The following is a 23,994-nucleotide window of genomic DNA, read 5'->3' as shown; positions in this document are numbered from 1 at the left end:
TCAACCTTTGAGCGCCGCTTCAATCCCCGCAATATCAATCCTGATCATCCCCATCATCGCATCAAACGCCCGCTTGGCCGCTGCCGGGTCGGGATGGGTGATCGCCGCGCTCAGTACACGCGGGGTAATCTGCCATCTCACCCCCCATTTATCCTGGCACCAGCCGCAGACGTTTTCCTGGCCGCCATGGCTGACAATCGCGTGCCACAAGCGGTCGGTTTCCGCCTGGTCGTCGGTGGCCACCTGGAACGAAAACGCCTCGTTGTGCTGCACGCCGGAGCCGCCGTTCAGCCCCAGGCAAGGAATACCCATGACGGTGAATTCCACGGTCAACACATCGCCCTGTTTGCCCGCCGGATAATCCCCGGGGGCGTGATGGACCGCAGTCACTGCGCTGTCCGGGAAGGTCCTGGCGTAGAAGTTGGCAGCGTCCAGTGCACTGCCGTCGTACCAAAGGCACACCGTGTTTTTGCTGAGCATGAGTGTTCTCCAGCGTGGAGGTTCGGACTTGCAGTGTAGTACCGCTACCGACAAGAATGCGTTCGCGTCCTGACATGAACCCAAACGGTGCAGAGAATGAGTAATGGTGTAAGGATCGACCCGCGAATCATCCCGGCTCCGCGGTCCATCAGCCCCGAGGCCCAGGCGATGCTGCAACGCATGGTGAACGCCGATGGCGTGCCGCTGAACAGCCTGTACACCCTGCCCGCACCCGATGACCACGCTGGCTGGCGCCGCATGCAGGCCGCAGTTGCCCAACAGTACGCGGCGTCCCAGGCGGGACAGACAGCAGACCACGTTGAGACATTCACCGTGGAAGACGCCACGGTGTACCGGGCGACGCCGGCATACGGGGCCGAGTTCGCCTATATCGACCTGCACGGCGGCGCCCTGGTGTTCGGCGGCGGCGAAAACGCCCGCCTCGCCGCCGGCAAGCACGCCGACCTGCACAACCTGACCTGCTACGGCGTGGACTACCGCATGCCGCCTGACCATCCGTACCCGGCGGCACTCGATGACTGTATGGCCACCTACCGGCATGTGCTGAAGCACCACACCCCGGACAAGATCGTGATCGGCGGACGCTCGGCCGGAGGCAACCTCGCCGCTGCCATGGTGCTGCGCGCCCGCGACGAAGGCTTGCCGCTGCCGGCCGCGCTGGTATTGCTGTCACCCGAAGTGGACCTGACCGAATCGGGCGACAGCTTCCAGGTCAACCGCACCGTCGACGTGGTGTTGCCCAACCCGCTGATGAGCACCAACCTGCTGTACGCCGCTGGCGCGGATTTGTCTCACCCGTACCTGTCGCCGCTGTTCGGGGATTTCGCACCAGGCTTCCCGCCGACGTTCGTGCAAAGCGGCACCCGCGACCTGTTCCTGTCCAACGCCGTACGCCTGCACCGGGCGCTGCGCCAGGCCGAGGTACCGGTGGAACTGCACATCTTTGAAGCAATGCCCCACGGCGGCTTCATGGGCGCGCCGGAAGACGCAGAACTGTCGGCAGAGCAGGTGCGTTTCGTGCGCCACTGGTTGAACCGCGACTGATCGCCGTGAGTTGACACACCCTGTAATAATCCATAAAGATAAGCGCCTTCTTCAGGGTGTGTCCTCAATGTCTGCAACGACCTTCAACTTTTCCGTCATTGGCTTGATTGCCAAGGCGCAAGGTTGCGTTGCGCACGCCCTCAAATCGAAGAAACAGTCGCTCATGTGACCGGGGCGCGCTGTCCCGTCAGATGAGCTGACAGGACATTGAGCGCGAAGGCCCCCTCCTCTTGCTTACTTCCCTCTGCCCTTCTGACGGTGACGAAATCGGTCAACCATCAGGAGAAAGCGCATGTCATCGTTTCAAGGTATCTGGGTTCCCGTCGTTACACCGTTTCATAACGGCGCCATCGACTTCATTGGCTTGCGCCGCCTGGTCTGCCATCTGCTGGAACAAGGCGTGGCCGGAATCATGGTCTGTACCACCACCGGAGAAGCCGCAGCACTGAGCCGCCGTGAGCAATTGGCGATGCTGGATGCCGTACTGGAACTGGTACCGCCGCAGCAGGTGGTGATGGGCCTTGCGGGGTATAACCAGATTGAGCTGCTGCAGTTCCAGAGTGAAATCCTGCAACGCGCGGTGGCCGGTTTGCTGGTACCGCCGCCGAGCTACATTCGCCCGTCCCAGGCGGGCCTTGAGGCGTTCTTCCGCACCGTGGCCGATGCGTCCAGTGTGCCGATCATTCTGTATGACATTCCCTACCGCACCGGTATCGCCTTCGAACAGGCGACGTTGCTGAACATCGTCGCCCATGAACGGATCGTCGCGATCAAGGATTGTGGCGGCAACCTGGCCAATACCCTGGCGCTGCTGGCCAGCGGGAATGTGGATGTGTTGTGTGGCGAGGATGTGCAGATATTCAACGCGCTGTGCCTGGGAGCGACCGGCGCGATTGCCGCGTCGGCGCATGTGCGTACCGCAGATTTTGTGGCGCTGCATCGACAGGTTCGCGACAACCGGTTGCTGGCGGCTCGCGAGACGTTTTTCGGGCTGCTGCCGTTGATTCACACACTGTTCGTGGAGCCCAATCCGGCACCGGTGAAGGCCGCGCTGGCGATGGAGGGTTTGATCGGCAGTGAGTTGCGGGCGCCGATGTTGGGGGCGAGTGAGACGGTGACAAATCGGTTGCAGCACGTATTAGGCGTGCGGCAATGACCCGTGGCGAGGGAGCTTGCTCCCGCTGGGCTGCGCAGCAGCCCCAATTCAGGCACCGCGTTTTCGCCAGGTAAAATGGGGTGACCGGTTTTGGGGGCGCTTCGCACCCCAGCGGGAGCAAGCTCCCTCGCCACAGGGGGCGGGCTGACTCGTCGATACGAGGGCTTATCCTCTCGCCACCGCCAACCGATGCAACGTGATCTTGCGCACCTCCTGCTTGCTCACCTCGATGTGAGTCTTGAGCAGTTGCTGCGCCAGATCGCGGTGCCGTGCCGAGATCGCATCGAGGATGCTTGCGTGTTCCTCATAGGTCGCTGCAATACGTGATTGCTGAGTGAAATCCAGCCGCCGAATGATGCGGATTTTCTCGGTTATCTCGTAATGCATGCGCGCCATTTCAGCGTTGCCCGTGGCCTGCACCAACCCGCAGTGGAACTCCTCATCCAGCGCGCAGACGACCTGTGCGTCATCCAGCCGGGCACTTTCGTCCACCCGCCAGATCGCTTCAAGCCGTTCAAGCCCCTGCTCCGCCATGCCACACAAGCGGCTGACGGCGGCCAACTCCAGCACGATTCTTACGTCGTAAAGCTCTTCGAAATAGTTGAAGTCGAACGGCCGCACCTGCCAGCCACTCCTGAAAAACACCTCCAGGTACCCTTCCCGCTCCAGCCGATACAGCGCCTGGCGCACCGGCGTGCGGCTGGCCTGCATGCGCTCGGCCACGTCGCCTTCGCTGAAGCGATCACCCGGCAGCAGGCGAAAGCCGAAGATGTCGTCCTTCACCTGCTGGTAGACCCGTTCCGCCAGGCTGTCCGGCCGTTCGCCGGGTTTTCTCGTGGTTGAGAGCTGCATGCCTAGTTCCTGCTCGCCATGTACGCGCGCCAGCCGCCGAATTCGGTGATGTCGGTGGCGCCTGCCAGGGCCCAGGGCTCGCAGATAAAACCCTTCACGCTGCGCCCGTCCGCCAGGGTGAGGTTGCCGATGCCCAGCGGCGCAGGGATCTCGGCGACGAACTCACCAAAGCGGGCGACAGGCATGTCCCACAGCTCGACGATGATCGAGCGGCCCGAGTCATCCCTGGCCAGCCCCGGCTTGGGCGGAACCGTGCCCGGCAGTGCATGCAGGCGGTAGTTGCTCGCCGTCAGGGTTTGCTCCACCAGCACGGCGTTGCGGCTGGTCAGCTGGAAGTTCAGCGGCATCCCGGTGAGATGCGCCCCAACCACCGCCACCCGCACGCTGCCGGGCGCCTGTCGCGCCGGTGCCGGTTGCGGCAGATTGCGTTGGGTAGCGCCCAGCGGAAGATCAAGGCCGGCCTGCCAACGCTTGCCCAGATGCGCCAGGGCGGCGTCGTGCCAGGCCGGCGCGATAAGGGTGATGCCGCACGGCAGGCCGTCGCTGCGCAGCCCGGCGGGCACGGCCAGTGCCGACAGGTCGGCCAGGTTGGTGAAGTTGGTGTAGAAGCCAAACTGCGAGTTGTAGAGCACCGGCTCCACGGCCATTTCCGCCAGGGTGCGGATCGTCGGCGATGTCGGCACCAGCAAGGCGTCGAAACCGGCCAGGGTGTCGTTGATGCGGCGGCTCAGTTCGGCGCGTAGGTATTCGGCTTTATAGGCATCGCAGGCGCTGTACGTGTGACCGTTTTCCACAATGCCACGCACCACCGGGTTGATCGCTTCGGCGTTGCTGGCGAGCATGCCTTCCAGTGCCACCGTGCGCTCCGCAACCCAGGAGCCGTAATAGAGCTGCTCGGCGAGTTGCTGAAACGGGCTGAAATCCACCGCCGTGATTTCGGCCCCGAGGGACTGGAACCTGAGCAGCGCCTGTTCAAATACGGCCTGGTTCTGCGCGTCGCCAAAAAACTCCAGGCTGGCCGGAACCGCCAGCTTGATCGTGGCGCCGACCGCTACAGGAGCAGTGTTGGGATTGACGCGTGAATAGGCGTCGCTGGCGTCGTAAGCAGCAGCGAGGCCCGCAACCGTCTCGGCATCTTCAACCGTCAGCGCAAACACCGAAATACAGTCCACGGTACGACAGGCCGGCACCAGTCCGGTGTTGGACAAGCGCCCCTTGGTCGGCTTCAACCCGACAATATTGTTGAAGCCCGCCGGCACCCGCCCGGAACCGGCGGTGTCGGTGCCCAGGGAAAACGCCACCAGCCCGCGGGCAACCACCGAGGCCGAACCCGAGCTGGAACCGCCGCTGACATAGTCCGGGTTAAAACTGTTGCCCACCGCGCCGTAGGGCGAGCGTGTACCGACCAGGCCGGTGGCGAACTGATCGAGGTTGGTCTTGCCCATCAGGATCGCCCCGGCCGCCCGCAACCGCGCCACCACCGAGGCATCCGCCGCGGCGGTATAGGCAAACTCAGGACACGCCGCCGTGGTTTCCCAACCCGCCGCATCAATATTGTCCTTGATGGCAAACGGCACGCCATACAACGGCAACTGGTCGATATCGCCGTCGACCGCCGCAAGCCGCTCGGCCAACTGCGCCAGCTGGTCACGCAATTGCTGCGGTTGCACCTGGCTGATCCAGGCATTGTCCTCGGAGGGAAACGTGCTCGCCAGGGTCAACAGGATATCGGGAGTCAGCGACTGGCTGCGGTAGGCAGCTTGCCATTCACCCAGGGTCCAGCCGAGTTGTTCGTTGCGCATTGAGGATTCCATCTTGTATCCAAGTTTGGATTTCTTTTAGCAATCCCTGGGCCAATCAGCTGCAAGCCAATGAATACGTGAGGTTGACAGAAAACCCGCCGATGGATCGCCTCCAGCCGTGCTCCGTCATGAAGCAGCAATGCGCCAAAAAAAGACATTCTGGCGGCCGCGCGGTTGCGAGCGGCCCGATACCGGCCTATGTTCGAAACCATGTTGTAAACGCTGCTGTCCATCCCATACGCCCTTTCCGTAGCCAGGTGACGACATGCCCACCGCTTCCCGCCCCGCCGTGCTCGAACTGATTGGCAATACCCCGCTGGTGCGGGTCAGCCGCTTCGATACCGGCCCGTGCACGCTGTTCCTCAAGCTTGAATCCCAGAACCCCGGCGGCTCCATCAAGGACCGCATTGGCCTGGCCATGATCGACGCCGCCGAGCGCGATGGCCGCCTGCGCCCCGGCGGCACCATCATCGAAGCCACCGCCGGCAATACCGGCCTCGGCCTGGCCCTGGTGGGACGCGCCAAAGGCTACCGGGTGGTACTGGTGGTGCCGGACAAGATGTCCACCGAGAAAGTCTTGCACCTGAAAGCCATGGGCGCCGAGGTGCACATCACCCGCTCGGATGTCGGCAAGGGCCATCCCGAGTATTACCAGGATGTGGCGGCGCGACTGGCCAAGGACATTCCCGATTCGTTCTTCGCCGACCAGTTCAACAACCCGGCCAACCCCCTTGCCCATGAGACCAGCACCGCCCCGGAAATCTGGGCCCAGACCCAACATGACCTGGATGCCATCGTGGTTGGCGTCGGCTCGGCCGGCACCCTCACCGGCCTGACACGCTTCTTCAAGCGCGTGCAACCTGACCTGGCCATGGTGCTGGCCGACCCGGTCGGCTCGGTGATGGCCGAGTACAGCCGCAGCGGCACCATGACCGAGCCCGGCTCGTGGGCCGTGGAAGGTATCGGCGAAGACTTCATCCCCTCGATCGCCGACCTCTCCAGCGTGCGCCACGCCTATTCCATCAGCGACGAAGAAAGCTTCGACCACGCCCGCCAACTGCTGCGGGCCGAAGGCATTCTCGGTGGCTCCTCCACCGGCACCCTGCTGGCCGCCGCCCTGCGTTATTGCCGCGAACAGACCGAGCCCAAGCGCGTGGTCACCTTCGTCTGCGACACCGGCACGCGCTACCTGTCGAAGGTCTACAACGACCAATGGATGAACGACGCCGGCCTGCTGCAATACAAACACTACGGCGACCTGCGCGACCTGATCGCCCGTCGTTTCGAGGATGGCCGGGTGATCAGCGTCGGCCCCGACGACAGCCTGCTCACCGCCTTCCAGCGCATGCGCCTGGCCGACGTCTCACAGCTGCCGGTGCTGGTGGATGGCAAGCAACTGGTGGGGGTGCTCGACGAGTCGGATGTATTGCTCGGCCTGCATCAGAACGCCGCGCACTTTTCCATGACCGTGGGCAGCGCCATGACCAACGCCCTTCACACCCTCGCACCCAGCGCCAGCCTTGCGCAATTGCAGGCCGAGCTGGATCGCGGGCTGGTGGCAATCATTGCCGACGCCTCGGGCTTTCACGGCCTGATCACCCGCGTCGACCTGCTCAATCATCTACGGAGATCCCTTGCATGACCCAGCACGATAAAAGCGCCTTCGCCACCCGCGTGATCCATGCCGGGCAATCCCCGGACCCGACCACCGGGGCGCTGATGCCGCCGATCTACGCCAACTCCACCTATCTGCAAGACAGCCCCGGCGTTCACAAGGGCTTCGACTACGGGCGCTCCCACAACCCGACGCGCTTCGCCCTGGAACGCTGCGTGGCCGACCTGGAAGGCGGCACCCAGGCGTTCGCCTTCGCCTCCGGGCTGGCGGCGATTTCCACCGTGCTGGAACTGCTCGACGCCGGTTCCCACGTGGTTTCCGGCAATGACTTGTACGGCGGCACCTTCCGCCTGTTCGACAAAGTGCGCCAGCGCAGCGCCGGGCATCGCTTCAGCTTCGTCGACCTGACAGACCTGTCGGCCTTCGAAGCCGCGCTGCAGGACGACACGCGGATGGTCTGGGTCGAAACCCCGAGCAACCCGCTGCTGAGCCTGACCGATCTCAGTGCCATCTCCCGCATCTGCAAGGCCCGGGGCATCATCTGCGTAGCCGACAACACCTTCGCCAGCCCCTGGATCCAGCGCCCGCTGGAGCTGGGTTTCGACATCGTGGTGCACTCCACCACCAAGTACCTCAACGGCCACTCCGATGTAATCGGCGGCATTGCAGTGGTGGGCCAGAATCCTGAACTGGCCGAGCGCCTGGGCTTCCTGCAAAACTCCGTGGGCGCGATTGCCGGGCCGTTCGACGCATTCCTGACCTTGCGCGGGGTGAAGACCCTGGCGCTGCGCATGGAGCGCCATTGCAGCAATGCGCTGGAACTGGCGACGTGGCTGGAGCAACAGCCGCAAGTGGCGCGGGTTTATTACCCAGGCCTGGCATCACACCCGCAGCATGAGCTGGCACGCCGGCAGATGCGCGGGTTTGGCGGGATGATTTCGGTGGACCTGAAAAGCGACCTGGCAGGAGCGACACGCTTCCTGGAAAACGTGAAGATCTTTGCGTTGGCTGAAAGCCTGGGGGGCGTTGAAAGCCTGATCGAGCACCCGGCGATCATGACCCATGCGAGCATCCCGGCAGCGACCCGGGCGCAGCTGGGGATTGGTGATGGGTTGGTGCGGTTGTCGGTGGGGGTTGAGGATGTGGAAGACCTGCGGGCGGATCTGGCGCAGGCGTTGGCAAAAATCTAACGCGCAATCTGCCGGAGCGAGCATGCCCGCTCCGGCAACACCTTAAATAGCGTAATTGACCTCAACCATTCGCCCGGTCTTGATGGACTCCAGCGCACAGTCCGCCAAGTGCAACGCATACAGCCCATCGCGCATGTTGGTGGGCAGCGCGCGCCCCGCGCTCAGTGCCTGGATAAACTGCCCCAACTCATTGCGGTAGGCATCCGCATAACGCTCCAGGAAGAAATGCTGCAACGGCTCCAACGCCTCGGTGTGCTCGTGGTTCCAATGGCGCAAGGTGCTGGGTCGATGGTTATCCGTGAGCAGCACCCCCTTGGCCCCGGATACCTCAAGTCGCTGGTCATACCCGTAGACCGCCTCCCGACAGCAGTTGATATGGCACTGTTTCCCGGATGCGGTGCGCAGCAGCACCATCACGCTGTCGAAGTCGTCAATCTGCGCCAGGCTCGGATCTACCAGCCGGCTGGCTATCGCGCCGACTTCAATGGGCTCTTCACCCAGCAGGTGCCGCGCCATGTCGAAGTCATGAATGGTCATGTCCCGCAGGATGCCGCCGGAATGTGCCAGGTAATCCCGTGGCGCCAACCCCGGGTCGCGGCTGGTGATGATCACCTGCCGCACAGCACCAATTTGCCCCGCGTCGATGGCCTGGCGCAGGCGCAGCGTGTCGGGATCGAAGCGGCGGTTGAAGCCCAGCATGACTTTGCCGCCCTCGCGCTCCACAGCTTGCGCCGCCGCCCGCGCCTTGGCGAAATCCAGGTCAATGGGCTTCTCGCACAGCACGGCCTTGCCCTGGGACACGGCCGCCAGCAGCAAATCGATATGAGTGTCGGTGGGTGTGCCAATCACCACCGCGTCGATATCGTCCCGACTTAGCACTGCTGCGCAGTCATAGGCCGCCTCGCAACCCAGCTGCGCAGCCAAGCCATCGACGCCCTCCCGCCAGGGGTCGGCGACCACCACCAGAGTGGCATCAGGATGGGCCGCGACATTGGCCGCGTGAATGTTGGCGATGCGCCCTGCACCAAGGACAGCGATACGTAGCATGGTCGAACTCCTGGGATTGTTATTGGGTGTGGAGATTCAGTCCGGCAGGTTGAACGGTGTGACGATCTGTACCTGTGACGGCGCAATCGGCCCAGCCTTCCACAGCCGATGAAATTGCAGGATGTGCAGAAACACATGGCGCGCATCGATCTGCAGGTTGTGATCGATAATCGCGGCGACTTTTTCTTCAGCCAACAGCTGGCGATTCTCTTCGTCGAGGTCGTGAGCAATAAACACGTCCAACGGGCGATCCAGAGCCGCAAAGGCGTCGACAATTGCGCGGTTGCCACCGCCGACGCTGTACACCGCCTTCAGTTCGGGATGCTGCTTCAACGCATCGGTGACCCGGGCAAACGTTCGGTCATACACGCCGTACCCACCGCTGATATCCAGTACCCGCAGGTGCGTCGCACGGCCGCGCAGCCACATGCGAAACCCCATTTCGCGTTCTTCCTCGCCCCGGAACAATTCACTGCCAATCACCACCGCCACTTCCTGGGGTTGGGGTGACATCCAGCGGGACAGAAGGTACGCGGCGGTTTTTCCGGCGGTGCGGTTATCCATGCCTACGTAGCCGATGCGCTCGCTGTGGGGCAGATCGGTGACCAGGGTCACCACCGGAATACCTGCGGCCGCCAGGTGCTTGACCGCCAGATTCACCGCCGGCTCGTCCGCGGCCTTGAGCACCACACCCTGGCTGCCGGTCTCGAGGCAGCGCAGCAATTGGTCGTGCATCGCCTGAGGCTCGATCTCTTCGAACACATGAAACCGCGGGGCGATACGAAACGGTGCCAGGCTGCCCAGTTGGGCGGTGATGGCGGCCTGCACCGCCGCACTGAAGCGCTTGGGCGTGTGCATGATCACATCGACATGAAAGGTCCGGCCTACTGCCAAGCCATTTTTTTCCTGGGATTCCAGCTCATCCAGAGCCTGTTCGATACGCCGCCGGGTTTGGGCGTGCACGCTGCCGCGCTCATGCAAGACGCGATCGACCGTCGCCTTGCTGACGCCCGCCTGGGTGGCCAGTTGCTTGATGGAAAAGTGTTTAGCGCGTTCGAGCATGCCGTTGAGCCTGAGGTTTTTTTGAGGTCTTTTTGAGACTCATTGAGGTGACCGCAATGCTAGTCTCAGTTTTGCCCGGCGTCGAGCCCGGCCTTCAAAACAACAAAAACCCAGGAGACCCCGATGCCTTCAACCGACCTCAGCCATACCTTCAAAGGCCAATACTTTGTCGTCACCGGCAGCACCCAGGGGTTGGGTGCTGCCGTCGCCCATACCCTCGCGCGGCGCGGTGCTGCCGGCCTGATCATCTGCGGACGCCGCCCGGACCAGGGCCAGGAGCAAGTACGGCAGTTGGCAGCGCTCGATTGCCGCGCGGTGTTTGTCCAGGCGGACCTGGAACAGATTGGCGACTGCCGCGCCGTGATCGAGGCGGCCCGTGCCCACTTCGGCACCCTCCACGGGCTGATCAACTGCGCCGGGATGTCGGATCGCGGCACCATTCTCGACACCTCCCCCGAACTGTTTGATCGACTATTTGCGGTCAATGTGAGGGCGCCGTTTTTCCTGATGCAGGAAGCCTTGAAGCTGATGATCAGCCAGAGGGTTGAAGGTGCAGTGGTCAATATCCAGAGTGTCACCGGCCACGGCGGGCAATCGTTCTTGAGTGCCTACGCGGCGTCCAAGGGCGCTCTCGCGATTCTGACCAAAAACGTGGCGTTCAGCGCCCTGCGCAACCGGATTCGGGTCAACGGCTTGAACATCGGCTGGATGGACACACCGCACGAGGATGAAATCCAGCGGCACTACCACGGTGCCGGGGATGCCTGGTTGGAAGCCGCCGAAGCCGCACAGCCCTTCGGCCGCCTGCTCAAACCTGAAGAGGTGGCCCGGAGCGTGGCATTTCTATTGTCACGCGAGTCGGGAATGATGACCGGCACGGTGATCGACCTGGAGCAAGGCGTCATCGGCTGTGGCGACGGCGGCACCCCACGCCCCGATCAGGCCTTGAGCCTGGTGGAGGGTGCGTGATGCCTGCCTTTGTCAGCGCCGATGCGGTGCAACTGGAAGATTTTCACTCGATCTGTGCCCAGCAGGCTGCTGCCGAGGACTACCCGCACTGCGCCGAAGTGTGCAGCAACATCCCGATCTATCAGGCCCAGGCACTGCGCAACGGCGATCGTCACGCCGTGCTGGACGAACTGCATCGCCTGTTCAGCCAGGGGCCGGGAGTGATGGTGGTGCGCCAGGGCTACGCCGACCTGGACGTGGTCGACCGTCACAGCCAGGTATTCGAAGCGATCTTTGCCCAAGAGGCTGCGCAAGGTGTGGCCGCCGACCACTTCGCCAAGGCCGGCAGTAACGGACGTATCTGGAACTCATTACAGAAGGCGGCACTGCAGTCGCCGGCATCCTTTGTCGAATATTACGCCAACCCACTGCTGGGGTTGATCGCACAAGCCTGGCTCGGCCCGGGCTACCAAGTCACGGCCCAGGTCAACGTGGTGCACCCCGGTGGCCAAGCCCAGCAACCGCACCGTGATTATCACCTCGGGTTCCAGACCATCGACGTGGTGGAGCGCTTTCCGTTGCCCCTGCACACGCTGTCCCAATACCTCACGCTGCAAGGGGCCGTGGCCCATAGCGACATGCCCCTGGAAACCGGCCCGACCCAACTGCTGCCGTTTTCCCAGCAATACCCACTGGGCTACCTGGCCTGGAGGCGCATTGAATTCATCGAGTACTTCCAGCAGCATGCCGTGCAATTGCCGCTGAACAAAGGTGACCTGCTGTTCTTCAACCCGGCCCTGTTTCACGCCGCTGGCACCAATCGCACACCGGACCGCCGGCGCATGGCCAACCTGCTGCAAATCTCCTCGGCGTTCGGCAAAACGATGGAGGCTGTGGACCGCGACCGGATGATGCTGGCGCTGTACCCCTGCCTGTTGGAGCGCCTGGCGGACAACGTCATGGATGGCGAGGCGCTGCACGCGGTGATCGCCTGCACCGCCGATGGCTATTCCTTTCCCACCAACCTGGATACCGACCCACCCTTACAGGGCCTGGCTCCGCAAACCGGGCAGCAACTGATGTTGCAGGCACTGAACGAACGCTGGCCCTGCGAGACCTTTGCCGAACGCGTTGCGCAACTACACGCCAAACGCCAAGGCTGAGGAATGTTTTCAACGTCTTTCAAAACAACAAAAAAACGGACTGACACCATGAAAAAACAGCTGCTGACCTTGCTCCTGACCCTCATCGTTACCCCGCTCGCCCTCGCCGAGACACGCATCGGCGTCAGCATCGCCCAGGTGGACGATGTGTTCCTCGCCCAGATGCGTGACTACATGGCGGCCCACGCCAGGGACCTCACCGACGTGACCCTGCAATTCGAAGACGCCCAAGGCGATGTGGTGCGCCAACTGAACCAAGTGCAGAGCTTTTCTGCCCAAGGCATGGACGCGATTATCGTCAACGCGGTCGACACCGCCGCCACCCAGAAAATGACCGTAAATGCCCAGCAGGCGGGTATCCCGCTGGTGTACGTCAACCGTCGCCCGGACATCCCCGGCTTACCGGCCGGGGTGGGTTATGTCGGCTCGGACGAGATCAAAGCGGGCGAGATTCAGATGCGCTACCTCGCGGAAAAAATGAACGGCAAGGGCAACCTCGCAATCATGCTCGGCTTGCTCTCCAACAACGCCACCCACAACCGCACACAGGGCGTGAAAAACGTACTGAAGGATTACCCCAACATCCATATCGTCGAAGAACAAAGCGCCGACTGGCAGCGCAGCAAGGCCATGGACCTGATGAACAACTGGATCGTCTCGGGCAAGAAAATCGACGCCGTGGCGGCCAATGCCGATGAAATGGCTATCGGTGCCGCGATGGCGATTACCCAGGCCGGCATGCACCCTGGCAAGGACATCCTGGTGGGCGGCAGCGACGGCGGACCCGCCGGCCTGGATGCGATCAAAAAAGATCTATTGGTAGTCACGGCCTATCAGGACAACAAGGGCCAGGCCGTCGGCTCGATTGACCTGGCGCTGAAGATGATCAGGAAGCAGCCCTACACGGCGGAGCTGACCATTCCCTATCAACAGATCACCAAGGACAACTATCAGGCCTTTCTCACCCCTTGATTGTTATCAGCCCAGCGCCAAGCAGACCGGCCAGCCCCGACAAACAGAGCACTCCCACTCCATAAGCGAGGGTGCGCCAGGGCTGGCGGCCGCTCAGATACATCACCGTATGCATCACACGGGCAGCGGTGAACAGACAGAACAACCCCGCGGTAGCGGTGCCTGGCGTTTCCATCGCCAGGCACAGGCCACCCAAAATGAAGAACAACGGAATACTTTCCAGATCATTGGCCCAAGCCTTTTCGGCCCGGGAGACTTGCGGTAACTCCTGGGGATTCGCATCGCGATGGAAGAAAGCTGCATCCTCGTGGTTAGTGAATGCACGGAATCTGAGTCGAAAGAAACCCTGGTAACAGGAGATCGCCAGCATCTTCAAGAACAGCACCAGTACGCACAACGCATAAACCTCCATCACCGGCCCCCTGAAGGTTCGCGGAACCCGTTGACCACGATATACAGCAGCGGACCGATGGATACGAAAACCGCCGTTACCAGTAAATAGGGCAACACCGACGCCAGGGATTTGCCCCTGGCCCGCGCATCCCGGTACATCCATACGCCCGCCAAGGCCGCCATCAGATACAAGTCAATCACCACCTGGGCAGTATCCGGCCTCGATATCAATTCACGTCCGAACGCCATGAGCGATTGTTCGGCGATCAGCATCGTGATCAATGTGTACAGGGCAAAAGCCAACAGCCCGGCCAGGGCAATCCAGGGTCTGCGCATGTTCTCCTCCTTGGAGACAACGGTTCGGGAAGCTGCACATTAGTGATAACGTCGTTCCCCTCTCAATGACCTCGAAGGTCATCGACACCACCGACCCGCACGGCCAGAGTCAACCCATGAGCAGCCAACCTTTCCCCCGCGCCAACCCCGACACTACCGCCGGCACGCAACTGCGCGTGCTGCGTCGGCACGCCAGATTGAGCCAGCTGGAACTGGCGCTGATCACCGGGGTTTCCCAACGCCACCTGAGCTGCATCGAGACCGGGCGCGCCAAGCCGAGCCCGGGCACCTTGCATAATTTGCTGATGGCGCTGGAGGTTCCGCTGGAGCAATGCAACAGCGTGTTCCTCGCTGCCGGCTTCGCCCCGCGCTATGAGGCAACCCCGCTCTCCTCGCCCTCCATGGAGGCTATTCGCGAGGCAATCAGCCATGTGCTCCACGCGAACAATCCTGCACCGGCGATCGTGCTGGGCAGCCACTGGGAAGTGCTCGCCGCCAACGCCAGTACCCAGGTGCTGTTCGAGCTGGTGGGGATCAAACCGGAGGCGGCTGATGGGCTGAATTTGCTGGTCACCCTGCTACAGCCTGGCGGCCTGGGTGATCATTTGATCAACGCTGACGAAATCCGCACCATCGCCTGGCAACGGGCGACGCGCGAGGCGTTGGGCAACTCCGAACTTGCCAGGCTTCTGGACAGCCTGCCGGCCCCGCAAAGTACCGAAGCCTTGGTCAATGAACCGCCGCCACTGGTGCTGACACGCGTCAACTCCCGTGAAGGTGAGCTGAACTTCATGTCGACCTTCACCACCTTCGGCATGCCTCAGGACATCACGGTAACGTCGTTGCGCATCGAGCATTTGATTCCGGCGGATGCGCAGACGTGGCAGGTGATGACCGCGGCGTATGAGCGGTCATTGGTGAGGTAGAAAGCCGCGGCGGGGCCATTAGTTATTTGTCGTATTTTGCCCGCCATAGCTATTGGCACGGCTCTTGGAGGAGGAGCCGTTGCTGTATTGGGTGTCTTGCCCGCCGTAGCTATTGGAGCGGCTCTTGGCTGAGGTGCCGTCGCTGTATTGAGTGTCTTGCCCACCATAGCTATTGGAACGGGTCTTGGCCGAGGTGCCGTCGCCGTATTGGATATCCTGCCCGCCATAACTATTGGAGCGGCTCTTGGAGGAAGTACCATCGCTGTATTGGGTGTCTTGCCCACCGTAGCTATTGGCGCGACTCTTGGAAGAGGTGCCATTGTCGTACTCGCAATCGGACCCACCATAACTGTTCGCCCTGCACGTCTCGGCAACCGCTTGGTAAAGCGGCGCAGCCAACAAAACCGTGCCCAGCAAAACGACCTTAAGCTTCATGTTAATTCCTTGTAGAGGTGGCGATACGCTATTACAGACTGGAGATTCTGAACTTAGTTTCCAACGTTCTGAAATGCGCTCGCGCGAGCCGACGTGGCAACCCTTTGCCAGCCCCGGCAACTCCTGGCCTGCGCCCTGCCCCGGCAATACCACCCAGCCCGCGCCGCACAAGGCATGCAGCACATGGCCCGGGTTTTGCTCTGTTGCTGCTACCAATAAGGGAGCGGCACCATGATAGGAAGCACGACAAGTCTGTTAGCGCTGGGACAGAAGACTTTTACACAATCCATGGAAAACGGCACCCTGCGGGCCGGGAGGATTGAAGTCACCAACGCCACGCCCGAGATCAAGACCAAGCTGGAAGCCAGCTATCAGGAGCAAGTGCGCTCGACCGCGCAAACCGTTGCCACCGCCAGGGCCAACCCTTCATGGGCGACCTTCGACGATAAAGGCAACGCCGTCGAACTGCCCGATGTTCAGTCACTCAGCAAAAGCGACGCCACCCATGTGGCCAACGGTCTTCAGTACCTGCTCGATATCGGGCGCCTGGACGGCAAGACTGTCACCGCGAAAAATGGCGACCAGTCGACCGATAACATCGCGGTCTACAAAGACTGGCTCCAGGCCCACATCGGCGTTGATGTACAGGCCTGAGACGGTTCACACCATCGGCACGGCAATCAGCAAGATCGCCGTGCCATGGGTGGCCGTCGCCGCCACCACACCGTAGCGCATCCGCACCAGCCCGCAGGCCACGCCTTCAATCAGGGTAAAGGCCAACACTGGCCAGCCCAGTTGCGTCACGCTCAACGCCAGAAATGAATGGCACGCGGCGAACGCCAACCCGCTGAGCAACGCCGCACGCAGCGGCGTAACGTGCTGTTCGAGATAACCCTGCAAGAAGCCGCGAAACAATACCTCTTCCAGCGCATTGGCGCAGTAGGCAAGCACCAGCATGCCCATCAGCCAGGCCCAGTAAACCGGCTCAATGCCTTGATACAGCCGCAATGGCAGGCCGATCAGACACCCGGCCCCGAGTCCCACCGCCAGGCCCGCCCAACGATTGCCCTTGAACAGCACCGTCAGTTGCCACAACTCCGGTGCCAGGCGCGCGAGCAGGGCAATCAGCCCAAGGGATAACCCGCCCAGCGCGGCCAGCACCCACGGGTTGGCCGTGAATTCGATCTGCACCTCGCGGCTCAGCGACCACATGCCCAGTGGCGTCATCGCATCGCGCATCAGCACAAAGGCCAGCAGCAGGATAACGATGCGCAAGCCCGGCAATGTTTTTGGCGTGAGACCGAACCACAGGCCAAACAGGATCAGTCCTGGGAGCAGGTAGATTCCATAGTGGACCAGTACCGCAAACGCCTCGGCGATCACCCGGTTTCAGTCCCGTGCCACGGCGATCATGTCGATTTCCACGGCCGCGCCCTTGGGCAATTGCAGCACGCCCACCGAGGTGCGCGTATGGGATCCTGCGGCCCCCAGGATCTCGTTCAACAGGTCCGACGCACCGTTGGCCACTTCGCTTTGCTGGTCGAAGTCATCCGCGCTGCGCACGTACACATTGATCTTGAGGATCGCCTTGACCTGGTCCAGCGAACCCAGTGCCTGCTTGAGCAAGCCCAGGCAACGCAGTGCGCTGACGCCCGCGGCAATCTGTGCGTCGGCCAGGCTGAGGCTTTCGCCGACCTTGCCGGGCAACACGATGGCGTCACCCACCCGCGGAATCTGGCCACTGATGTAGACGTGATTGCCGTCCCTCAGCAGCGGCGTGTAGTTGCCGCCGATCTTGAACTCGTTGAGTTGGTAACCCAGGCGCACCATAGCCGCCGCGTATTTTTGATCCGGTGTCATTTTTTTGTTTTCCTCAGTCGTTGCGAATCCACGCCATGAAGTCGCCGGCCACAGCATAGCCATGTGCCATTTCCACGGGAAGTGCCGACCGCTATTTCGCAAGTGATACGACAACCAATACTGGCAAACAGCGCTTATCTTCTAGCCAAGAACAAATTTCACTTTCCTTGATCCCGGTAAATACGGCATGGTTGTACGACGACTTAAAAACACAGACCGAGTCGTCCCGGTACCCACAACAACAAGGAAACACCCATGCAAAACGTCAAGGTTCTGATTGGTTTTCTGTGCCTGTTCAGCGGTTACGCGGCCGCCGCGCCTGCCGCAAGTGACAAGGATGTAGCCGCTGCGGTCGATCATCTGACCCAGGCCATGCTGCACAAGGACATCCCGCAACTGCAGGCCCTCACCGCGAACAACCTCACCTACGGCCACTCCAGCGGCAAGGTCCAGAACAAGCAGGAATTTATCGCTGACATTGAAACCGGCAGAAGTGGTTTCAAGACCCTGGAAATGCAGAAACAGACCATCACCCTCAATGGCGACACCGCCCTGGTGCGCAACCACTTTTCCGCGCAGGCGGTGAACAGTGGCGTCGAGGTGCCCACCGAAATTGAAAACTTCCAGGTCTGGCAGAAGCAGAAAGGCAAATGGCTGCTGATCGGGCGCCAGGCCTACAAGTTCTGAGTCCCGCCTGGATCGTTCCCACGCTCTGCGTGGGAATGCATCCGGTGACGCTCTGCGTCACTATCGCGCAAATCTACAGCGGGACGCGGAGCGTCCAAGGCGGCGTTCCCACGCAGAGCGTGGGAACGATCCGGCCCCCTAGCACGCCTCCACCGCCCAGCGCACTTTCACCAACGCCTCGCGCAGCACCTCCCGGTCCACCGACCCCAGCGCCACACGCAAGGCATGGGGCACGTGGGCCGAGACGGCAAACGGCTCGGCGGTGGACACCGAGATATTTTCCCGTGCCAGCGCCATGGTGATCTGATCGGCGCGGGCATCTTCCGGCAACGGCAACCACAAGAAATACGAAGACGGATGGCGGATAACATTCAAGCCCGCCAACACCTCATCGGCCACCGCCTGGCGCGCCTGGGCGTCCTTACGTTTTTGCGCTTCAAGCTGCCGCACCGTGCCGTCGTCGATCCACGCGGCAGCCACCGCAGTCATCACCCCCGGGGTGTTCCAGGTGGTGGCCATGACCGTACGTTCCAGCGCCGCCATCCACTGCTGCGGAGCGGCGACAAAACCCACCCGCAGGCCGGTGGCAACGCTCTTGGAAAGCCCCGACACATACACCGTGCGTTCCGGTGCCAGCTCGGCCACCGGCGGCGGCGGGTCCTCGGCTAAAAACGCGTAGGCCGCGTCCTCGATCAGGATCAAATCATGCTGGCGGGCAATCGCCACCAGGTGCTCGCGCTGCTCCCTGCTCATCACCCAACCCAACGGGTTATGCAGGGTCGGCATGCTGTACACGGCGCGTACCGGGCGCCGGGCGCAGAGTTGTTCAAGAAAGGCCAAGTCGGGGCCCGTCGCGGTCACCGGGATCGCGACGATTTCCAGGTGCAGCGTCTCGGCCAGCACCTTGAACCCGGAATAGGTCAGCGCATCCACCGCCACCACATCGCCGGGCTTGAGCAGCGACATCATGGTCACCGCCAGCCCATGCTGGGCACCGCTGACGATCAGCACCTGCTCGGCCTGCACCGTCAACCCACGACTCAGCAGATGACGCGCCACCGCTGCCCGCTCATGCAGCCGGCCGGCGTGAGGCTGATAGCGCAGCAGCGCCGCCAGGTCGCCGGACAACGCCAACTGGCGCAATGCGGTGCGCAGCAGGTCGGTCTGGCCCGGCAGCGACGGGTAGTTGAAGTTGAGATCGATCATGCCCGCCGCCACCGCGATCTGGCCGACGCCCTGCCCCGGCGACAACGCGATTTCCCGCACAAAGGTTCCGCGCCCGGTTTCACCACTGACCAGGCCCATGGCCTCAAGCTCGGTGTACACCCGGCTGGCGGTGACCAGCGCCAGGCCATGGCTGGCGGCCAACTGGCGGTGCGTCGGCAACCGGGTGCCCGCCGCCAGCGCGCCCGAACGGATATCCCGGGCGAAGGTGTCCACCAATGTCTTGTAGCGGGCGCGGGGCATAGGCGATGTATCCATGACAATTTTTTGATTGTCTTGATAGTGAATCATAGGATGCGCAGGACGCAACTTATCCCTATCGAGCCCTACACTCATGGAACGAACCACCCACCTCAACACCCGGGAAAACAACGCCAGCGGCTGGATCAACGGTTTGATCGGCGTGGTGATCTTCAGCGGCTCGCTGCCGGCCACGCGCCTGGCGGTGCTGGAGTTCGATCCGGTATTCCTGACCGTCGCCCGCGCCACCATCGCCGCCCTGCTCGGCCTCTGCCTGCTGTGGCTGTTCAAGGAAAAAAACCCGGCCCGCAGTCAGTTGCTGCCCCTGGCAATCGTCGCGCTGGGCGTGGTGATCGGCTTTCCTTTGCTCACCGCACTGGCCTTGCAGTACGTCACCAGTGCCCATTCCATCGTATTTGTCGGCCTGCTGCCTTTAGCCACTGCGGTCTTCGGCGTATGGCGCGGCGGCGAGCGGCCCAAGTTGGTGTTCTGGCTGTTTTCGATCCTGGGCAGCCTGCTGGTGGTGAGCTACGCGGTTGCCCAGGGCCTGAGCGCTGCGCCCGCCGGGGATTTGCTGATGCTGTTGGCAATCCTGGTGTGCGGCCTCGGTTATGCCGAAGGAGCCAGGCTCTCACGCACCCTGGGTGGCTGGCAGGTGATCTGCTGGGCGCTGGTGATCTCGCTGCCGATTGTGGCCCCGCTGACGGCGATCCTCGCCCCGGGAACTTTCGTGAGCATCAGCCTGCCGGCCTGGCTGAGCCTGGCCTATGTGTCGCTGTTCAGCATGCTGATCGGGTTTGTGTTCTGGTACCGCGGGCTGGCCCAGGGCGGCATTGCCGCCGTCGGGCAATTGCAGTTGCTGCAACCGTTTTTCGGCCTGGCACTGGCGGCCACGCTGCTGCATGAGCAGGTGAGCCTGGGCATGCTGGGGGTGACCGTCGCGGTGATTGCGTGCGTGGCGGGGGCCAAGAAGTTCGCCCGCTAGCCATCAGCGCTCAGGCGCAACCATCTTGAACTTGATGACAATCGCATTGGACACCACGCTGTCCGCCCACTCCCCCGCGCCGATCCTGAAGTCATCGCGCTTGAGCACGAATTCGCCGTCGAATATGCCAATGCCGCTCTGCTCCTTGAGGGCCACCTTGACCTCCACCGGCCGGGTCTGGCCCTTGAGGGTCAGGTTGCCGCTGAACAGGTAACGGTTGTCGCCCAGGTCAGTGATGTGGGTCGAGGTGAAGGTGCCCACCGGGTAGGTGGTCATGTCGAACCAGCCGGGCTTGGGCAGCTCGGTGTTGGCGTCGTCGCTGCCGGCATTGATGCTCGGCAGCTGGATGGTCAGTACGGTGCTGGCGGCAGCCGGGTTTTGCGTGTCGAAATTCAGGGTCGCCGAATAGGTGCCAAACGTGCCGTACACCTCTTGGCCCATCTGGTCATAGGTGAAGCTGATGGTGCTGGCCGTCGGATTCACGTCGGTGTATTCCACGGCGTACGCGTTAGACAAGGTGGCGAAGGCAAGGAAGACCGCTGGCAATCGAGATTTCATGGGATTCTCAACCGGGAATGAACACGCTGTGCACTGCTAACAGCGTAGGCGCTGGATTTATTCACGCGCCTGGCATTAGGCTCGTGCCTCGACGGAACTCAAACAACAAGGAGCCACGATGCCCGCGCTTTCCCTGCAAGACACCACCGCCCCCGAAGGCGTCTGTTATGGCTGCGGCAGCAGCAACCCCCACGGGCTGCACATCAAGAGCCGCTGGGACGCCGACGGCATCCACGTGATCGCCGAGCACCAGCCCGACGCCCGATACAGCGGCTGGCCAGATCTGGTCTATGGCGGGTTGATCGCGATGCTGGTGGACTGCCACTCGAACTGGACCGCCATGGCCTACCACTACCGGGCCGAGCAACGCGAACCCGGCAGCCTGCCGCGTATCGACTGCGTCACCGGCAACCTGGGAATCAAATTCATCAAGCCGACACCCATGGGCGTGCCGCTGACCCTGCGCGCGAAAGTCGAAGGTGACGTGGGGCGCAAAAGCCGCGTGGTGTGCGAGGTGTACGCCGATGGCGTGCTGACGGCGATTGGCGATTCGGTCTTCGTGCGGGTGGACACCGGGCAACTGGCCGCCACGGCCCATGGCCGGGAAGCCTGATACTGGTCTACATTCAGTCCCACCGCTAATCGAGGACGCTACCGATGACTCGTCTGACCGCCAAAGACTTCGCCCCTGAACTGCTGGAGCTTTACGACGGCTACGCCCACGGCAAGATCAACCGCCGGGAATTTCTCGACCGCGCGGCGCTGTTCACCTTCGGCGGGCTGACGGCCTCCGCCCTGCTCGCCGCCCTGAGCCCCAACTACGCCCTGGCCGAGCAGGTGAAATTCACCGACCCGGATATCGTCGCCGACTACATCATCTACCCGTCACCCAAGGGCAACGGCACGGTGCGCGGCTACCTGGTGCGCCCGGCCAAGGCCAGCGGCAAGGTGCCGGCGGTGGTGGTGGTGCATGAAAACCGGGGGTTGAACCCGTATATCGAAGACGTCGCCCGTCGGTTGGCCAAGGCCGGATTCATTGCCCTGGCGCCGGATGGCCTGACCTCGGTGGGTGGCTATCCCGGCAATGATGAGAAAGGTGTGGAGTTGCAACAGAAAGTCGATCCCGAGAAGCTGATGAACGACTTTTTCGCGGCCATCGAATGGTTGATGCACCACGATGCAAGCACCGGCAAGGTGGGCATTACCGGGTTCTGTTATGGCGGCGGCGTGACGAATGCGGCGGCCGTGGCTTATCCGGAGCTGGGCGCGGCGGTGTCGTTTTATGGGCGCCAGCCGGAAGCCAAGGATGTGCCACGGATCAAGGCACCGATCATGTTGCATTACGGTGAGCTGGATACGCGGATCAATGAGGGCTGGCCGGCGTATGAGAAAGCGTTGAAGGCGGCCGGCACGACCTATGAGGCGTTTATCTACAAGGGCGCCAATCACGGCTTCCACAACGATTCGACGCCGAGGTATGACGAGGCGGCGGCGAATCTGGCGTGGGAGCGGACGTTGGGCTGGTTCAAGAAATACCTGGTGTAACCCGCCCTCCAAAACACCACCCAACTCATGTGGGAGCGGGCTTGCTCGCGAACGCGGTGTGTCAGTCAGCAGATGTTTGACTGATCCACCGCTTTCGCGAGCAAGCCCGCTCCCACAGGGGACTTTCAGCTTTCTTGAGGTCAGTGCTCCAGCGCATACCGCCGGCAATGATTCAAATACCCTTCCTCATGGCTCCCCACCAACTGCACCACACTGGTCCACAGCCACGAAGGCGCATCCAGTTGCCTGGAGCGATTCTCTTGCAACAGCGCCATCCAGTCCTTGCGCGTATCCCGGTCCATCTGCCGCGCATGGGCCACGCCGACCACCCGCGCCAGGTACCCGGCCGCGTGCATCGCATCAATCTCGCTCAGCTCATCCAGCTCCAGCTTCATGTCCTGGGGCAGCAGTTCGCGGATGAAAAACCCGTGATCCAGAAACCGCGTGGCCAACATCCGCTCCCCCAACGCCGGTGACAGGTGCCGCGCGCCCTCCACCACCCGCCGGCCGTTATCCCGAGGCATTTTTGCCCGAGCCGCACGCGGCGCCGCAGCGCCTACCGCTTCCTTGATGTCGAGCAGGCAGTATTCCTGATCAGACTTGTCCCCTACTCCCAGCAACACCGCATAACGCAGCAACCCAAGGGAGCTGCAACCCTTGACCCAATAGGCCGAGTCCAGCAGCTCAACCTCGGCGTCGTTGGAGCGGCCTTTGAGCGAAGTCACCAGCCGGTGGATTTCATCCGACGCGCACAACGTTTCAAGGGCTGATTTTTCCGCCCGCGACAACGACCAGAAATGCTTGCCCAATGGAATTGTCGGCCGGGTGTTTTCAATACGTTCGCGAGCCAGATTCTTCCAGGTGCGCTCCACCGCACTGCGCATCCCGGCCTTGACCTGGGACGGGCGCGGCGGTGCCTCGTCGGGCTTGTCTTTAAACGCCTGCGCGTAGCCCACCATCATCTCTTCAAGCATGCGGGCGGTGGTCACCCCCGGCAGGTCCGAACCCCGCGCAGCGGTGGCCAGGGACAACGCCAGGCGCACCAGGTCATGGGCCGGATTGCCGATCACCGCCTGGTCAAGGTCACGGATATGCATATCGATCCGGCCCTTGGTATCGCCCGTGGGCCCGAGGTTACCGGCGTGGCAGTCGCCGCAGATCCAGATCGCCGGCCCGTGGGGCAAGCGCCGGCCGCGCTGGCTGTGCAGCCACTCGTAGAACTGCACCGTACTGCCCCGCACATAAGCGTGGGCGGAGCGCGCCATCTTCAGGTTGCGCAGTTGCGTGAGGTGGGGCATTCGCGAAGAGGGACGCGGAATTTTCATAGAAGTACTCGTCGTGGAGATACGGTAGAGGCTGGCCCGCGACAAATGTTTCATTTTGTTTCAGAGGATTCTATTAATAAGCCACGCCAATCAATCCCACTGCAATCGGTCTTTCTATTCCTCCCGTC

Annotated in this window: 26 protein-coding genes; 13 read left to right on the top strand and 13 right to left on the bottom strand. The window is 62.2% G+C overall.

Annotated features, from left to right (window positions below):
* A complete protein-coding gene (locus tag HX817_RS29615) occupies nucleotides 1–480 on the bottom strand; it encodes a VOC family protein (protein ID WP_177042181.1) in 480 nt (159 codons plus the stop codon).
* A gap of 96 nt (nucleotides 481–576) precedes the next feature.
* Between HX817_RS29615 and HX817_RS29610 the strand changes: the two genes are divergently transcribed.
* Both HX817_RS29610 and dapA read left to right on the top strand, forming a co-directional pair.
* Nucleotides 577–1,545, top strand: coding sequence for an alpha/beta hydrolase (locus tag HX817_RS29610; protein WP_177022604.1), 969 nt, complete (start codon nucleotides 577–579; stop codon nucleotides 1,543–1,545).
* Nucleotides 1,546–1,837: 292 nt separating this feature from the next.
* On the top strand, nucleotides 1,838–2,701 hold the full coding sequence (gene dapA / locus HX817_RS29605) for a 4-hydroxy-tetrahydrodipicolinate synthase (protein WP_177042179.1): 864 nt from the start codon (nucleotides 1,838–1,840) through the stop codon (nucleotides 2,699–2,701).
* 165 nt (nucleotides 2,702–2,866) lie between these two features.
* On the opposite strand, the gene HX817_RS29600 is transcribed toward dapA, so the two are convergent.
* Both HX817_RS29600 and atzF read right to left on the bottom strand, forming a co-directional pair.
* Complete coding sequence (locus tag HX817_RS29600; protein ID WP_008436291.1) at nucleotides 2,867–3,553, bottom strand: GntR family transcriptional regulator; 687 nt, start codon at nucleotides 3,551–3,553, stop codon at nucleotides 2,867–2,869.
* A 2-nt stretch (nucleotides 3,554–3,555) separates the two neighbouring features.
* Nucleotides 3,556–5,355 carry an allophanate hydrolase gene (gene atzF, locus HX817_RS29595; protein ID WP_177042176.1) on the bottom strand — a complete coding sequence of 600 codons (1,800 nt, stop codon included), beginning with the start codon at nucleotides 5,353–5,355 and terminating at the stop codon, nucleotides 3,556–3,558.
* A 265-nt stretch (nucleotides 5,356–5,620) separates the two neighbouring features.
* On the opposite strand from atzF, the gene HX817_RS29590 reads away from it, so the two are divergent.
* Together HX817_RS29590 and HX817_RS29585 are read left to right on the top strand one after the other, a co-directional pair.
* Nucleotides 5,621–6,997, top strand: a complete 1,377-nt coding sequence (locus HX817_RS29590) for a cystathionine beta-synthase (RefSeq protein ID WP_003215116.1) — start codon at nucleotides 5,621–5,623, stop codon at nucleotides 6,995–6,997.
* A complete protein-coding gene (locus HX817_RS29585) occupies nucleotides 6,994–8,160 on the top strand; it encodes a cystathionine gamma-synthase (protein ID WP_008436288.1) in 1,167 nt (388 codons plus the stop codon). Before HX817_RS29590 ends, HX817_RS29585 begins: the two co-directional genes overlap by 4 nt.
* A gap of 42 nt (nucleotides 8,161–8,202) precedes the next feature.
* Here HX817_RS29585 and iolG read toward each other — a convergent pair whose 3' ends face one another.
* Nucleotides 8,203–9,207, bottom strand: a complete 1,005-nt coding sequence (iolG, locus tag HX817_RS29580; RefSeq protein ID WP_102369211.1) for an inositol 2-dehydrogenase — start codon at nucleotides 9,205–9,207, stop codon at nucleotides 8,203–8,205.
* Nucleotides 9,208–9,243: 36 nt separating this feature from the next.
* Nucleotides 9,244–10,269 (bottom strand): LacI family DNA-binding transcriptional regulator, encoded by a 1,026-nt coding sequence (locus HX817_RS29575; RefSeq protein WP_177042174.1) that lies wholly within the window; start codon nucleotides 10,267–10,269, stop codon nucleotides 9,244–9,246.
* 123 nt (nucleotides 10,270–10,392) lie between these two features.
* Between HX817_RS29575 and HX817_RS29570 the strand changes: the two genes are divergently transcribed.
* The 3 genes from HX817_RS29570 to HX817_RS29560 are packed head-to-tail and all read left to right on the top strand — an operon-like array spanning nucleotide 10,393 to nucleotide 13,352.
* A complete protein-coding gene (locus tag HX817_RS29570; RefSeq protein WP_003215109.1) occupies nucleotides 10,393–11,238 on the top strand; it encodes an SDR family oxidoreductase in 846 nt (281 codons plus the stop codon).
* Nucleotides 11,238–12,380, top strand: coding sequence for a phytanoyl-CoA dioxygenase family protein (locus HX817_RS29565; RefSeq protein ID WP_177042172.1), 1,143 nt, complete (start codon nucleotides 11,238–11,240; stop codon nucleotides 12,378–12,380). The genes HX817_RS29570 and HX817_RS29565 overlap by 1 nt, the downstream gene beginning before the upstream one ends.
* 48 nt (nucleotides 12,381–12,428) lie before the next feature.
* The gene (locus HX817_RS29560) at nucleotides 12,429–13,352 is read left to right on the top strand and encodes a sugar ABC transporter substrate-binding protein (protein ID WP_008436286.1); all 924 of its coding nucleotides are present in this window, start codon (nucleotides 12,429–12,431) and stop codon (nucleotides 13,350–13,352) included.
* Here HX817_RS29560 and HX817_RS29555 read toward each other — a convergent pair.
* Both HX817_RS29555 and HX817_RS29550 read right to left on the bottom strand, forming a co-directional pair.
* Nucleotides 13,342–13,764, bottom strand: a complete 423-nt coding sequence (locus HX817_RS29555; protein ID WP_177042170.1) for an MAPEG family protein — start codon at nucleotides 13,762–13,764, stop codon at nucleotides 13,342–13,344. The two genes, HX817_RS29560 and HX817_RS29555, sit on opposite strands and share 11 nt — an antisense overlap.
* Nucleotides 13,764–14,081 (bottom strand): DUF2834 domain-containing protein, encoded by a 318-nt coding sequence (locus tag HX817_RS29550; RefSeq protein WP_003215101.1) that lies wholly within the window; start codon nucleotides 14,079–14,081, stop codon nucleotides 13,764–13,766. The genes HX817_RS29555 and HX817_RS29550 overlap by 1 nt, the downstream gene beginning before the upstream one ends.
* Before the next feature lie 116 nt (nucleotides 14,082–14,197).
* On the opposite strand from HX817_RS29550, the gene HX817_RS29545 reads away from it, so the two are divergent.
* A complete protein-coding gene (locus HX817_RS29545) occupies nucleotides 14,198–15,007 on the top strand; it encodes a helix-turn-helix domain-containing protein (RefSeq protein ID WP_174717786.1) in 810 nt (269 codons plus the stop codon).
* A gap of 18 nt (nucleotides 15,008–15,025) precedes the next feature.
* Here the strand turns inward: HX817_RS29545 and HX817_RS29540 are convergent, their stop codons facing one another.
* Nucleotides 15,026–15,442: a hypothetical protein gene (locus HX817_RS29540; protein ID WP_003215097.1), complete on the bottom strand. Its 417-nt coding sequence runs from the start codon at nucleotides 15,440–15,442 to the stop codon at nucleotides 15,026–15,028.
* Between the two features lie 288 nt (nucleotides 15,443–15,730).
* Between HX817_RS29540 and HX817_RS29535 the strand changes: the two genes are divergently transcribed.
* A complete protein-coding gene (locus HX817_RS29535; RefSeq protein ID WP_003215095.1) occupies nucleotides 15,731–16,096 on the top strand; it encodes a hypothetical protein in 366 nt (121 codons plus the stop codon).
* 6 nt (nucleotides 16,097–16,102) lie between these two features.
* Here HX817_RS29535 and HX817_RS29530 read toward each other — a convergent pair whose 3' ends face one another.
* Both HX817_RS29530 and HX817_RS29525 read right to left on the bottom strand, forming a co-directional pair.
* A complete protein-coding gene (locus tag HX817_RS29530) occupies nucleotides 16,103–16,825 on the bottom strand; it encodes a CPBP family intramembrane glutamic endopeptidase (RefSeq protein WP_003215093.1) in 723 nt (240 codons plus the stop codon).
* A 6-nt stretch (nucleotides 16,826–16,831) separates the two neighbouring features.
* Entirely contained in the window at nucleotides 16,832–17,302 is a 471-nt protein-coding gene (locus tag HX817_RS29525) for a RidA family protein (protein ID WP_003215091.1), read from the bottom strand.
* A gap of 255 nt (nucleotides 17,303–17,557) precedes the next feature.
* On the opposite strand from HX817_RS29525, the gene HX817_RS29520 reads away from it, so the two are divergent.
* A complete protein-coding gene (locus HX817_RS29520) occupies nucleotides 17,558–17,989 on the top strand; it encodes a nuclear transport factor 2 family protein (protein WP_003215089.1) in 432 nt (143 codons plus the stop codon).
* A 138-nt stretch (nucleotides 17,990–18,127) separates the two neighbouring features.
* Here the strand turns inward: HX817_RS29520 and HX817_RS29515 are convergent, their stop codons facing one another.
* The gene (locus HX817_RS29515) at nucleotides 18,128–19,456 is read right to left on the bottom strand and encodes a PLP-dependent aminotransferase family protein (protein ID WP_177042168.1); all 1,329 of its coding nucleotides are present in this window, start codon (nucleotides 19,454–19,456) and stop codon (nucleotides 18,128–18,130) included.
* Nucleotides 19,457–19,547: 91 nt separating this feature from the next.
* On the opposite strand from HX817_RS29515, the gene HX817_RS29510 reads away from it, so the two are divergent.
* Nucleotides 19,548–20,438: a DMT family transporter gene (locus tag HX817_RS29510; RefSeq protein WP_177042166.1), complete on the top strand. Its 891-nt coding sequence runs from the start codon at nucleotides 19,548–19,550 to the stop codon at nucleotides 20,436–20,438.
* A 3-nt stretch (nucleotides 20,439–20,441) separates the two neighbouring features.
* On the opposite strand, the gene HX817_RS29505 is transcribed toward HX817_RS29510, so the two are convergent.
* Nucleotides 20,442–20,996, bottom strand: coding sequence for a YceI family protein (locus HX817_RS29505; RefSeq protein ID WP_087695009.1), 555 nt, complete (start codon nucleotides 20,994–20,996; stop codon nucleotides 20,442–20,444).
* 118 nt (nucleotides 20,997–21,114) lie between these two features.
* Here HX817_RS29505 and HX817_RS29500 point away from each other — a divergent pair, with 118 nt between their 5' ends.
* Both HX817_RS29500 and yghX read left to right on the top strand, forming a co-directional pair.
* Entirely contained in the window at nucleotides 21,115–21,609 is a 495-nt protein-coding gene (locus tag HX817_RS29500) for a PaaI family thioesterase (RefSeq protein WP_177042163.1), read from the top strand.
* A gap of 44 nt (nucleotides 21,610–21,653) precedes the next feature.
* The gene (gene yghX / locus HX817_RS29495) at nucleotides 21,654–22,541 is read left to right on the top strand and encodes a YghX family hydrolase (protein ID WP_177042162.1); all 888 of its coding nucleotides are present in this window, start codon (nucleotides 21,654–21,656) and stop codon (nucleotides 22,539–22,541) included.
* A 140-nt stretch (nucleotides 22,542–22,681) separates the two neighbouring features.
* Here the strand turns inward: yghX and HX817_RS29490 are convergent, their stop codons facing one another.
* Nucleotides 22,682–23,866, bottom strand: coding sequence for a DUF2252 family protein (locus HX817_RS29490; RefSeq protein ID WP_102604955.1), 1,185 nt, complete (start codon nucleotides 23,864–23,866; stop codon nucleotides 22,682–22,684).
* Between the last annotated feature and the right edge of the window lie 128 nt (nucleotides 23,867–23,994).

It is taken from the genome of Pseudomonas sp. C6002 (genome assembly GCF_013385805.1).
GTDB lineage: Bacteria > Pseudomonadota > Gammaproteobacteria > Pseudomonadales > Pseudomonadaceae > Aquipseudomonas.
Note: the sequence above shows the minus strand (reverse complement) of the source record. Positions and strands in the feature narration are given on the sequence as shown.